Annotated in this window: 5 protein-coding genes; all 5 read left to right on the top strand. The window is 63.2% G+C overall.

Going from position 1 to position 13681, the window contains the following annotated elements:
- The first annotated feature begins 109 nt into the window (after positions 1–109).
- The 5 genes from AC07PA_RS27060 to AC07PA_RS27040 all read left to right on the top strand — a co-directional run bounded on the left by AC07PA_RS27060 (position 110) and on the right by AC07PA_RS27040 (position 13527).
- Positions 110–6328, top strand: a complete 6219-nt coding sequence (locus tag AC07PA_RS27060; protein WP_494609399.1) for a JAB domain-containing protein — start codon at positions 110–112, stop codon at positions 6326–6328.
- A gap of 55 nt (positions 6329–6383) precedes the next feature.
- Positions 6384–7082 (top strand): hypothetical protein, encoded by a 699-nt coding sequence (locus AC07PA_RS27055; protein WP_494655401.1) that lies wholly within the window; start codon positions 6384–6386, stop codon positions 7080–7082.
- A gap of 825 nt (positions 7083–7907) precedes the next feature.
- Positions 7908–10442, top strand: coding sequence for a MuF-C-terminal domain-containing protein (locus tag AC07PA_RS27050; protein WP_494609401.1), 2535 nt, complete (start codon positions 7908–7910; stop codon positions 10440–10442).
- A gap of 615 nt (positions 10443–11057) precedes the next feature.
- Positions 11058–11234: a MuF-C-terminal domain-containing protein gene (locus tag AC07PA_RS27045; RefSeq protein ID WP_494655400.1), complete on the top strand. Its 177-nt coding sequence runs from the start codon at positions 11058–11060 to the stop codon at positions 11232–11234.
- Between the two features lie 406 nt (positions 11235–11640).
- Complete coding sequence (locus AC07PA_RS27040) at positions 11641–13527, top strand: PBECR3 domain-containing polyvalent protein (protein WP_494609403.1); 1887 nt, start codon at positions 11641–11643, stop codon at positions 13525–13527.
- Positions 13528–13681: the final 154 nt, after the last annotated feature.

Below are 13681 nucleotides of genomic sequence, written 5' to 3'. Positions count from 1 at the left end.
TACGACTTCGCTACCAAGGACCTTCGACCCAGACCGCCCGGCCAACCTGCTCAACAACGTGGTGGGGCGCGGCGTTGCCAAGGGCGGGCTGGGCCTGGGCAAGGGGGTGGTGGGCATCCGCCAGTTCATCGAAGACCTGAGCGGCGCAGACGATGCAACGAAACAGCGCACCGCAGACCGCGCCACTTCATTGCGCGGCATGGAGCAGGCCATCGGCGAGCGCGGCACGCACCTGCAGCGCAATGCCGAAGGGGCCATCGCCTCCATCACGCAGCAACTGCCCATGCTGGTGACTGGCAGCTTCGTCCCCTCCCAGTTGCTTGCCATGGGCAGCATCGCCGCGCAGTCGTTCGGCCAGGAGTACAGCGACGGCAAGTCGCGCGGGCTCGACCCGCAGCAGGCCGCAGGGCGCGCAGGCGCGTTCGCCGCCTTCGAGGTGATCGGAGAGAAGTTCGGCCTCAAGGGCAACCTGGATGCCATCCGCAAGGCCACGCAGGGCATGCCATCGGATGCGGTGGCGGGCTTCCTGGCCAACCAGGTCAAAAAGGAAATCCCCGGCGAAGTGCTCACCACCACCGGCCAGTTCGCCGTGGACAAATGGGCCCCCGCAGGCATGGCGCTGAACCCGAACGCCACCTTCGAGGACTACTTCAGGCAGGTGGGCAACACCATCACCCAGACCGTGATGCAGGGCGGGATGATGAACGGGGGGAGGCGTGTGCTGGTGGGTATGGCCGCTACGGCACCACCCGCACCATCCGCACCGCGGGCACAGGACCAGTCCACCACGCCGAACCCACCCCATACCCAAGAGGCGACCTACGAGAGCGGCACCGGCAGCACCACCGCCCCGGCCCCTGCTCCAGCGCCTTCACCAGCCTCCACGGCGCCGGCAACAGGTTACGACGGTGTCCCCGTGCCCGGCAACGCCACCTGGTCGGATGTCGCCACCGCCACAAGGAAGGCCCAGGCCGAGGCCGAAATACTGCGCCAGGCCGAGGCCCTGCCAGCACAGGAGTCTGCCACCAGCACAGCGACCGCACCGGCCCCTGCAGCACCACCGGCCACTCCCCCGGCGCCCATGCAGGCATCGACAGACGGCAACCACAGCAGCACGCAGCAGAGCGCCGACGCATTGCCGCAAGAGCGGGTCAGCAGCGATGCAGGACAGGCGGGCACAAACACCCAGGCATCCGGCGTTCCAGCACCGGCACCAAGACCTACCGCCGCAGATGCTGAAACCAACGCCAGCACCACAGAAACAGCGCCAACCAACCTCCAGCACGGCTCAGCCCGCCATACAGCCGCGGCACAGATCCAGGCCCTGGACTCGGGCATGCTCGTCGTCACCGGCGACCAGGCCACCGTCCTGGCGCACCTGCATGCAGGCGGCGTGCGCGGCGCCGAGCTGTTCATGGGAACGACCATCGTGCCTGTGGACCAGGCGGCACTGGCACAGCAGGTGCTCAGCCGGCCACTCGCTGCAACGGCCGAACCACAGGCAGGCACCGGGTCTCGGCGCGCACCGGCACCGGCAACGGCCAACCAGGCACAGGCCAGCGCCGCTGCACAGCCGGCACCCGCAGCCCGCCGAGGAGCAACGCCAACTGCCGGCAGCAATTCCACAGCAGGCTCCAGCACAGCGGGTGTCAGTGCTCCACGCACTGAGCACGGCTCGCCAGCGTTTCAGCCGGTGCCGGTCATGGAGATGCAGCGCGATGGCACGCTCATGGTCAAGGGCGATTCCGTGCAGTTGGAAGAGCGCCTGCGGGCCGGCGGTGTAGACCGCGTGCTGCGGCGCGAAGGCGGCGTGCTCGTCGGGCTCGATCAGGCGGGCAAGGCGCGGCAATTGTTCAGTAACCCGCAGTCCACACAAGATCGCAGCGGAGCTGCGCTCCCAACGTCTGCAGTGGCGCAGAGGGAGGTCGCGACAAGCCAAAGCGACTTCGTTGCAGAAAACCATAGCAACGGCTACAGTGATAACGATGGACGCGTTCAAGAGCCCACCCAACCTGATGATGGACGAGGACCCACGACTGGTCGCTCGCGTGCTACCTCCCTGGACTCTGTGCGGGGGACTGGTAATGCCGTACCGACTGGAACCGCCTCTCTCGTGGGATCTGGATTCGCAGGACGAATTCAGCCAGCCGACGACCAAGGGACCAGCCAGGGGATTCTGCGGCGGAGTGGAGGAGCATCCTTATCGCGTCGGACCGCCACTCTCGTGGGACTCGGAATCGCCGAGCGAATCGAACGCGCCGGCAGCCAAGCCCTCCTCGGCGAGCAAGTAAACAGCCCGCAGCGCCTGGCCGAACTGGCCCAGGTGTATCGCGATCCCCGTTTCGAGACATTCCGGGTTTTCTTCGTCAAGGACGGTGTGGTGGTGCATGCCACCGGCGTAAGTTCTCGCATGCCTGGAACTACGCCGATGGCTCCTGCTGGCGTCAGCGAACAGGAATACGTGAACCAGATGCGCGACATCAAGCAGCAGACTGGGGCGGACTCCTACTATTTGCTGCACAACCACCCATCGGGAAATCCCACGCCCAGTCCTGAGGACGTTGGACTCACACGCATGCTCGGCGCGCATGTGCCGGGCCTGCTGGCCCACGTTGTCATCAACAGCAACAAGTACGCTGTGATCGACACTGCGAACCAAGGCAGAGAACCTGCCGACATGGTGCGCTACCAAGACTTTGGTGAGGACAGGCTGCTCAAAGCCAGCAAGCCCATGGCGGTACTGGGCGAAAAGATGGCTGGGCCAGACGACTTCGCCATCGTGGGCAAGTCCATGCAGCGGCCAGGCTGGATCACGCTCATCGGCACCGGCGCAGATGGCAAGGTGCGCGCGATCTCCGAAGCGCCAGCCAGCATCCTCACGCGCAGCTATCCCTACCTGGCGGCCACCGTGCGCCGCTTCATGCGCCAATCAGGCTCGGGCAGCGTTTTCGCGGTAGGCGACGCGGGCGACATAGGGTCCAAGCCTGTGCGCGATGCACTGGCCGCGGGCATTCTTCGTGATGCACTGCCCGATGCCGGACGCACACTGCACCAGCAGGGTGTGCATACGGGCGGCACAGGCTTCTCGCTGACCCGGGGGCGCAGGGTCGCCGAGGGCGAACCTGGGTCGAGCGCCCCAAGCGCCGTGAGCATGCACACGCAGCGCGACGGCACGCTGATGGTCAAGGGTGATCCAGCGCAACTGCTCGACCGCCTGCGGGGTGGCGGAGTGGACAGCGTGCTGCTGCGCAAGGGCGGCGTGCTCGTCGGGCTCGACCAGGTGCACAAGGCGCGGCAGTTGCTGCAGCAGCCGCCGCCACGCGACTCGGCGTCGGCAGGCCCATCCCTGCCCTCTCAGCCTTCCCTTGCCTCCCTATCGGGCCAGCAATTCAGCCGCAGCGCGCCAGATCAAGCTTCACGGGCCAATAACCTGCCTTCCAAGCCCGCCACCGTGCAGTCCGTAAAGGCTGCCGTGGCCAAGCTCACCAACAGCATGGGCCTGCTCGCAGAGGGCCGTGGCCGCGTGGTGGTTGCCACCTCGGCCGACATCCAGGTGCACTGGGAGCCCCTGGTCGGCGAGGTGGACATGGGCTCGCAGGACACAGGTTTGGCCCAGGGGTTCTTCGACACCAAAACCGACACCGTCTTCCTCATAGCCGACCACATCGAAGCTGGCCAGGAGATGGCGGTGGCCGCGCACGAGCTGGTGCACAAGCATGGCAAGGCGGTGCTGGGCGAAGCAAGGTGGAGGCAACTGCACGAGGTGATTGGCAGCTGGGCGAACAAGCCTGAAGGAAGTCTGGAGCGCCAGGTCTACGACGAGGCCGCAGCGCGCGTGCGGGCTTCGCGGCCAGACAGCGCAGATACGGCCACCTACAGCAGTGAAGAGCTGTTCCCCTACGCCGTGCAGGTGGCGATGGAACTGGGCGTGCAGCCTACCGCACTGATGCCGGCCAACTCGGTGCAGGGGTGGCTGGCCCGGGTGCGGGCCGCCATGCGTGGGGCATGGGACAGGCTCACGAACAAGCCTGAGCTTTTCGACAGCCAGGACCTAGTGGACTTGGCGTTTGCAGTGGCGCAGCGGGAGAACCCGGCATATGCCAGCGAGTTTGCCGAGGCTTCAGCTCCGGTGGCGCCAAGGCCGGGCATAACGGGCCAGCAGATGCAAGGCATTGTGGACAAGGCGCTTGATGGTCTGGGGATGCGTGGAATGGTCGCGCCACAGATAGCGCAAAGTCCTGGCGTCGTTGGTCTTGTCGCGCCACCGGGGACCGTGGCTACCGGCGGTGTATACCGGGGGGAACTCTACCTTTTCCTTGAGGGAATCAGGGACGAGGTTGAGGGGTTCAGGGTCGTATTCCACGAACTTTTTCATTTGGGCCTCAGTCAGTCAATTCAGCCTGAAGAATACCGCCAGGCGATGCTTCAATTCTTGTCGGACCCACTGGTTCGCAAGTATGCAGCGCGCTGGAGAATGACAGAAGACGGGCAGGCCAGCAAGGTCAAGATGCCAGTCAACAATTGGCATGCAAAAGCCGTGGAAGAAGCCATGGCGGACATATCGGAGGAACTCCACGCTGATCAGCGTGGCATGGGCACCCGGGAAATGGCGGACTGGGTGCGCCGCACGATTGCCTGGATGGCCGACTTGGCGCACCGGTGGGACATGCCCAAGGTGGCCCGGCGACTGCGCGGCATGGCGCAGACGCAGGCCGAGGCGTTCGTTGCGGGCACGGTGCTCAAGGCCCGCACGGGGGCGCCAGTGCTGCTGCGGGATGCGCGCTGGACGACCTCTCGCAGTGGACGAGATCCAGCCGCTGCCGAAGCAGCATACGAATTGATGTATCGACGCGGCCGAGCAGCAATGGGAGAGACGGGCTGGCAGCAACTGCTCGGACCCATCGATAGTTGGGCCCAAGCAACCGAAGGCAGCACTGAGCGCCAGATCCATGACGAAGCCGTGCGATTGATGCAGGCATCGCTGCATGGCGAGGAAGCAACGGCATATGGCGCTGCCCAAGCACTGTTTCCGTATGCAGTGCAGGCAGGGCTGCAAATCCGCATCCAGCCAACAGCCAAAGAGCCTGTCAACACTGCTGCAGGCTGGCTTGCACGGGTGCGGGGTGGCTTGCGCTCAACCTGGAACAAGCTGGCAACGGACAAGGGGGACTTCAACTCTATGGATCTTGTGGATTTGGCATTTGGGTTGGCGCAGCAAGAGAACCCTGAACACCGAGCACCGATTGACGAAGTCGGTGCCCAAGAGCAGGCACGGGCTGCGGAGCACCTGCGGCAACTCAGCGGTGCAGAGGGCTTGTTCGCATTTCCCAAATCATCTGCGGTGGCGGTGACAGATATAGCGGCAGACCACAATCAAAGCATTGAAGTCCGTGAGCGCAGGCTGGATGCAGAGAAAGTTACACAGCATATGCTTGTGATGCCGAGTGGCGCCGTGGCGATCATCAGCACCCGCGATCCGACAGTGCATGAGGTCTATGGGCTCGATGAGGAAACCGGCGCTGAGATCCGGGAACGGCCAGGCGTCAATCCCCCGCCGGTTGCATCGCGCTCTGACGCATGGATCGACCTCTCGCGGTTCGAGCCAGGGCAAAACGGAGCCATGGCTTACAGCATTGCGGCCAACTATGCTCACAACACGGGTCGTATCGTCATTGGCGACCCTTCGGGTGTGAGCGATGCGGCGCTGCGCCGACTTGCCGAATTGATGCTGTCGAGTGCCTTGAAGTTCGGCACCACAGACCACCTTGCACCGCACCCTAGGCAAGTGGCCGGAGACGCCAGGCTGGGAGTTCCTCCGCTGCACTGGGTCTATGGCGACAGCGTGAGCAACATCCAGCGCCTGATTGACGTGAATCTGGCTACTCTTGAAAATGCTTTCCCCGAAGCCAGGAACCTCACCTATGACCTCGACACCGGCCACTTTATCGATCCCCGCACCGGAGACCGCCTCTCCAAAGAAGCACTGGCTCGATCCTTTAACGCCGGACGAACTGCGGGCGCTATACCAGCGAATGGCGCCGGCTGGCGCACGGTTGCGCGAGGAGCTGTCCTGCACGCCCTTTTGGGCCGATGGGCAGACTCACGCAAGGAACAAGGCGCTGGCCAGCGGGCTGAATCCGGACCTGACCGAGGCGAAGTACTGGATGGGGCTGGCCGGAAACGAAGTCAACGCGCACCGTCCCGAGACCGCGAGTTCGAACGCAGTCGCAGCACACTGGCTGGAATTGCTGAACAGCGAGATCGACTCGCCAGCGACGACCGCGAGCAACGGATATTCTACAGCCGATCCAGTGAGGTAGCGCGGTAGCCGCACCTACGCGGCTTCGCTGAGCGCCAAACTCCATCCGCCGTTGCTGTTTGCGATGGCGGGCTGGCCAGTAAACGCACGGGTCCAGGCCCTGGACTCCGGCAGGCTCGTCGTCGGCGGCAACCAGGCCACCACCCGCGCATTGCTGGTGGGCACCGGGGCATCGGTGCTGTCGATGAAACTGGTGCCCGGCGGCGATGCCATCGAAAAGGCTTTCCTGCCATCGCACCTGAAAGGCGGCGCAGCGCGCGAGGCCGTGAAATCCAGCTCCTTCCTCACCCAACCACTGACCCGCGGCATGCAGGGCAACCTGGGCACCCAGGCGCTGGAGATCGCATTGCAAGGGCTCAAGCTCGGCACGACCGGCTCGCTCTCCGAAGGGGCCGAAGATGCATCGGGCGCCGTGGCCAAGGGCCTGGAACTCTCGCGTGCCGGCCAGGACGTGAAACTCAGCGACATGGCGGGCGAGGCCGCAGGCCAGGCCATGGCTGCCGGCTTTGCCATGGACGGCGCGGCCGGTACGCGCGGCGCAAACCCCGCACCCCGCGTGCAGGACCAGCCGACACAGCCCGGCACCCCACCCGCATCGCCCCCACCACCTGCACCAACCATGGCACACGGGCTAACAGCGCCTGCAGCGCCCACCGCCAGCGGGCCCGCAGTGCCCCCGCCCCCCTTCCCAGCGGCAACCATTGCTGCGGCACTGCTGCCCGGGTATCCACAAGCCTTGCAACCAGATAGCGTGCCCACCTAGTCGAATGCCGCCAGCGCCACAAGAAAAGCCCAGGCGGAGGCAGAGATACTGCGGCAGGCCGAGGCCCTGCCGGCGCTGGAAGCCGCAACCGCCACAGCCACCGCACCAAGCCCTGCAGCCCCATCGGCCACGCCCGCAGGGCCCTTGCCGGCATCGACGGACGGCAACCACAGCGGCACCCAACAAGGCGCCGACGCCTTGTCGCAAAGACAGGTCAGCAGCACGGCGGGCCAAACTGGCACAACCGCTGCCGCAGACCCAGCCGCCAATGCACCCGGCGCGCCGGCACCAACACCTTCCGCAGCGAATGCTGAAGCGCATGCCAGTGCTGCAGAAGCAGCACCCGCAACTACCCAGCACGGCACCGCCCGCCACTCCGCGGCGTCACAGGTCCAGCCCCAGGCCACCGCCCCCATAGACGCACAGGTCCAGGCCCTGGACTCCGGCATGCTCGTCGTCGGCGGCGACCAGGCCACCATCTTGGCGCACCTGCAGGCCGGCAGCGTGCGCGGTGCCGAACCATTCGCGGGTGTGACCCTGGTGCCCGTGGACCAGGCGGCACTGGCACAGCAGGTGCTCAGCCGCCCACTCGCTGCACCGGCAGGCCCGGTTGGCACGCAGGCAGATCGGGGGTCTCAGCGCGCATCGGCAACGGCCACCTTGCCCCGGGCCAGAACTGCCGCACAGCTTGCGCCCACCGCGACCCTAGCACCAACGGCTGGCAGTTCCATAGGTGGCCCCAGCCCAGTGGGCGCCAGTGCACCTCGTAGTGGGGGGCGGCATGGCTCGCCCACGAGCGCTGCAGCGTCTCAGCCTGTGCCCGTCATGGAGATGCAGCGCGACGGCACGCTGATGGTCCGGGGCGACCCCGTACAGCTGCAGGAGCGCCTGCGCCAAGGCGGCGTGGAGCGAGTGCTGCGGCGCGAGGGCGGCGTGCTCGTCGGGCTTGACCAGATGGGCAAGGCGCGGCAGTTGCTGCAGCCGCCGCCGCCACGCGCCTCGGCCTCGGCGGACCACTCTCTGCCCTCCCCCCTGTCGGGCCAGCAGTTCAGCCGCAACGCATCAGCAAGCAAAGCAGAAGATGGGTCTTCGCCTGCCAGCCGCTACAGCACCCGTTCAACGCCCCCAAAGGCGGAGCTTTCGCTTGAACGCATCGATCAGGTGATCCAGGAGACTCTTGCGGGGGTTGCTGGTGCGCCACCAGTCAAGGCCGTAGGCAGCCCCGGAGATATCGGACTCGTCGTGCCTGCGGAAGTAGTGGCATCGGGCATTACCCTCGGGAGTGGGGATATCTATGTGTTCCAGTCGGGCGTGGGCTCGGACCTGGACGTGCGGCTGGTCGTTTTCCATGAACTGCTCCATCGGGGTGTGCGCTTTCTGGTGCCACGCGCGCAGTACGTGCAGACCATGCTGGACCTGGCGGCAAGCGACACGCGGGTTCAGCAGTATGCCAATGAGTGGAAGCGCACTGGCATCGTGCCGCAACAGCGTGAGCAACTGGCGCGCCTTGGGTACACAGACAGTGAACTGCAAGGGCAGTTGGAGGCGATGGCCATTGAGGAAGGCCTGGCGCGGATATCCGAGGAGCTGAATGTCGATTTGAGCATGGGAACGCGCTGGCAGCCATCGCGCATCCGAGCACTGGCCCAATGGTTGGCCACCGTGGCTGACAAGGCAGGCATGGCCAGGCTGGCGCGGGCCATAAGAGCCATGACCTACAACGAGGCCGAGCGCTTTGTGATGCGGGCAATCGAGCATGCGGGGCGCAAGGGTGGCAATGCCCAAGGCAACAGCCAAGCCCGGTTCAACACCACATCCGCACACCAGTCGCAGGGATCGGGTGCAGCCGGTGCAGGTGCGTTGCAGTTCTCTCGAACTGCAGCGACCAAAACTGCCTACGAGGCCCGAATCGATGCATTGTTTGCGGGAGCGCCGGCCAACAGAACCGGCGTCACTGTTCTGGACTCATCTGACATGCTGGGTTTGCTGGGATACGCGGCAACCCCTCTGTACTTGCAGGAAAGCAAAGTCTTGCAAGGACAGCTCAAACATCCCCACATGACTGCTTCTGAGTGGATGAAGGTACCGCAATGGCTGGAAAGCCCCGCAGCGGTTTTTGATTCGGATACCGTTGCAGGAAGGCTGGTGGTGGTTGCCCCAGAGACAGTGCAAGGTTCGCATGTACTCATGATAGTAGAGCCTGATGCGGAAATCGGCTCCGCGGCGTTGCGACTGCATTTGCTGGTCAACGCATACGACAAGGACGACGGGCCGCCGCCCTATGGCCGCTGGTTGAGGGACGGACTGGCGCGTTATGTCGACCAAAAAAAGTTCCCGACCATCTTGGCGCAGGCTGGGCTCCGATTGCCCAGTACGGCGGTTCAAAACAAGCCGGGAACACGGCGAATTTTATCGGAAAAGCACTTGGCTGGCTACCGTCGCACACAAGGCGAAGGCCCTGGCGCGCGTCCAGGCGCCCACACCAACCAGGGCCTGCCCTCCAAGCCCGCCACCGTTCAATCGGTGCGCGCCGCAGTTGCCAGGCTCACCAACAGCATGGGCCTTTTGGCAGAGGGCCGTGGCCGCGTGGTGGTGGCCACCTCGGCCGACATCCAGGCGCACTGGGAGCCGCTGATCGGCCAGGTGGACATGGACTCGCAGGACACAGGTCTGGCCCAGGGCTTTTATGACCCCTACAGCAAGACCGTCTTCCTCATCGCCGACCACATCGAGGCCGGCCAGGAGATGGCCGTGGCCGCGCACGAGCTGGTGCACAAGCATGGCAAGGCGGTGCTGGGCGAAGCAAGGTGGAGGCAACTGCACGAGGTGATTGGCAGTTGGGCGAACAGGCCTGAGGGGAGCTTGGAGCGGCTGGTTTACGACGAGGCCATGGCACTCGTGCAGGCTTCACGGCCGGCCGGAGCGGATGAGACCAGCTACAGCAGCGAAGAACTATTCCCCTATGCCGTACAGGTGGCCATGGAGTTGGGGGTGCAGCCTACAGCGCTCATGCCGAACAACTCGGTGCAGGGCTGGCTGGCGCGGGTGCGCGCATCGCTGAAGGACGTGCTCGGCAAGCTGACGGGCAATCCGCAGGCTTTTGATGGGCAGGACTTGGTGGACCTGGCGTTTGCGGTGGTGCAGCGTGAGGATTCAAAGCGTTACAACATGACCGCCGAGCGTGCTGCAAAGCGCCAGACTGGCGCGACCGGCCCAGTGGCAGATGAAGATGCGTGGGCCGCTGCGGAGCGCATTTACACCAGCATTCGAGCCAACGCCCTCGATATTTCACAAATTTCTCAAAATACGGGAATAAAGCCGGCGAACATCAAAAAAAATAAAGGAGCACATTTTCTTTAAAAAGCACCTTCTTGACAGATATCGGGATTACGGAGTGCCGCCAGAGTGGAGAAGATTCGACGCATCCCCCGAAATGGCAGAATCATGGCTAAGGTTGGCAGCGGGAACTTATACCGAGATAGACTTGGCTTTGCTCAGGCATGAGGCCGCCGAGTCCTGGTTCATGAGAAAGCACGGACCGAGCTACTTGGACGCCCATTCGGCGGCGGATCGGCGCTATCCTTCACCCTACTAGGAGATGTCATGCAATTTGTAAATAACGCACCGGTATATAAACTTGTTCGCGTCACTGGCCCCACACACAACCTCCTTATTTTGCGTCTATCAAGTAGAGCTATCACAGAGCCTGTAAGAGTAGATGTCCTAGATGAGCTACAGAACTGTTCAAACCCCATAGGTGCGCACGAAGTTCTAGAGAAAGTCCTGCTTGCAGTTCGGGACTGGGAATCCGAATCGGGGAGAACATACTTTTTAGAAGAAATTCAATACCTTGCAAGCGACAGCCGTCCCGTTGATGTGTACTACGAAATGACCAAGGAAGTGCTAAAACGAATATAGGTGCAGCCAAATCAAGTACGCTGAACAGTGCCTTGCACAGGTCAAACCCGTTCCGTCATGCAGGACGAAAAGGCAGTAATCAAGCCAGATCGCGGCTTGCCGCGAGGCTCGCCCCCAAAGCATCCCAACATGACCGCCGAGCAATGGAAAAACGTACCACAATGGCTGGAGACTCCGGCCGCAGTTTTCGATTCCGACACGGTAACCGGTGATTTGGTGCTGATAGCGCCATAGCTTGTTGACGGGGCGATAGTCATGATAACTATCAATCCCAAAGCCCAGGGAAACAGGCCGGGAGTGACCGTCGGTTTGCTGACCAATGCTTACGACAAGGACGGTGGTCCGCCCCCGGTGCGCAAATGGGCTCGCGAAGGGAAAGCTTGGTATGTCGACAAAAAAGCGCTCCCGGATGTCCTGCGAAGGGTCGGAGTCCAATCCTCTGATGCTTTTCAAAACATGCCGGGAACCCGACGGATTTTAACTGACAAGCAGTTCTGGGGGTGGAAAAAGGAGAACCGTTCGGACTAATAACAGTACCACTCCGAGCCCTCACAGCGAGCAACGATGAAGTCTTTCAATATTGCGATGAGCCAAACTGCTTGAAATGCCGGGATGAGCCCCCTCGGGAATGGGCCAATTGATGGCAATGATCGCCACCTCGGCCGACATCCAGGCGCACTGGGAGCCCCTGGTCGGCAAGGTGGACATGGGCTCGCAGGACACAGGTCTGGCCCAGGGGTTCTTCGACCCCAACAGCAAGACCGTCTTCCTCATCGCCGACCACATCGAAGCCGGCCAGGAGATGGCCGTGGCCGCGCACGAGCTGGTGCACAAGCATGGCAAGGCGGTGCTGGGCGAAGCAAGGTGGAGGCAACTGCACGGGGTGATCGGCAGTTGGGCGAACAAGCCCGAGGGGAGCCTGGAGCGCCAGGTCTACGACGAGGCGGCAGCGCGCGTGCAGGCTTCGCGGCCAGGCAACGCAAATGCTGCCGCCTACAGCAGCGAAGAACTGTTCCCCTATGCCGTGCAGGTGGCGATGGAGTTGGGCGTGCAGCCTACGGCGCTGATGCCGAACAACTCGGTGCAGGGCTGGCTGGCGCGGGTGCGGGTAGCATTGCGATCGGTTTTCGAGAAGCTGACCAGTCAACCCGGCCTGTTTGACAGCCAGGACCTGGTGAACCTGGCGTGGGGCATCGCGCAGCGGGAGCACCCCGAGCATGCTGGCGAGTTGGACGCAATCTGGACGGAAGCGCCTGGAGACATCCAGGCGGTGATCGACAGTGCCAGGCAGCCCGGTCACGCGCCGCAGAAAACGACGCTGGGCCGTGCGTCGGATTGGCTTGTCGAAAGTTCAGCGGCGCATGGCCTGGAGATTACGGGCTTTCGGCACGTGATTGATGGGTCTGCCGTTCGCCACATCATCAAGAACCACTACGACGAGAAATCCGAACGATCCCGTGGGTTGCTGCCGCTGAGCGACCAGGACTTGCTGCGGTTGCCGGACGTGATAGCCGCTCCGGACAAGGTGGTTTTGGGAACGACCAATCGCCTTGGCAAACAGCAGATTGCCTACGTCAAGAAGATGAGTGACGGGTCGGTGCTGTACCTCGATGAGGTGCGCACCGGCAAAAAAGAACTGGCGGCAGTCAGCGCCAGAAAGTTTCCCGCCACGATGAGTGTAGAGAAGGTCATCTCTACCCTACATCCCAACGCCCAAAACGATGGCGGGAAAGACTTGATTCTACTAACGCCATCCGGCAACCACAACCTTGACGGAGCACAGCAGCGCGAACGCATTGCTGCTCCAGTTCTGCGTGGCGGCTTGCTGTTCAGCCGAGCCCGAGCGCCGAAGGTGCGCGAGGCCTCAACCTTCAGCGAAGCGCGCGAGGCAGCCAAGCAATTTCAGGGACAAGAGCTTACCAACGAGTCCACGGGCCTCAAGGCAGTGGTTTCGCGCAATTCGCTTGACAAGATGCTCAGCGGCAAGGCGGTGGCCAAATCGGAGACACCTGCTACGCATGCCATGGCTGTAGCCAATGCGGACAGCTTGTTCGCGCATGCCATCCTGGGGTGGAGCAAGCAGGACCGCAGTGACGACGTGAACATCCGTGCAGTTCATCGCTTCTTCGCACACATGCAGGTGAATGGACGCTCAAAGCTTGTGAAGCTAACCGTCAAGGAAACGGGGCAAGAAGGACGGGCGAACCCGCTGTATACGCTTGAGGCCGTGGAGCTCAACGAGTATATGCCCAGCGCCCAGTGGTTGGAGGCTGCAGCCCGCGAGGACGGCTTGGAATTGAGCACACAAGATCCCCAGCGGGGGGAGTGGGTTGGCGAGATAGCCGGTCCACTAAAGATCGACCCTAGAACAACCCTCTATGGGGTGCAGCTCCCGGCTCGCGCCGTGAACCACTCCGCTGGGGACGTATTCAGTTTAGCCCAGGAAATTGAGCGGCGCAATGCACGTGGATATGCAAACGGGACTCGCCCTTCCGCCACGAGCGACGGAAGCAATGAGACTCAATGAGCATGTGCCCTGCGCAGGATGAATGAAACCGCGGCCAGTGAGGATGGGTTGGAACTGGGCACCAAAGATTCCCAGCGGGGAGTGGGTTGTCGAGATAGCCACAGTTCCAAAACAGCCCTTCCTCCACGAGCCGGCAGAGTTGCCACGCTCACCA

This window comes from Acidovorax sp. GW821-FHT09B03 (assembly GCF_059418305.1).
The sequence above is the reverse complement of the archived record's forward strand: the minus strand, read 5'-3'. Positions and strand labels throughout refer to the sequence as shown.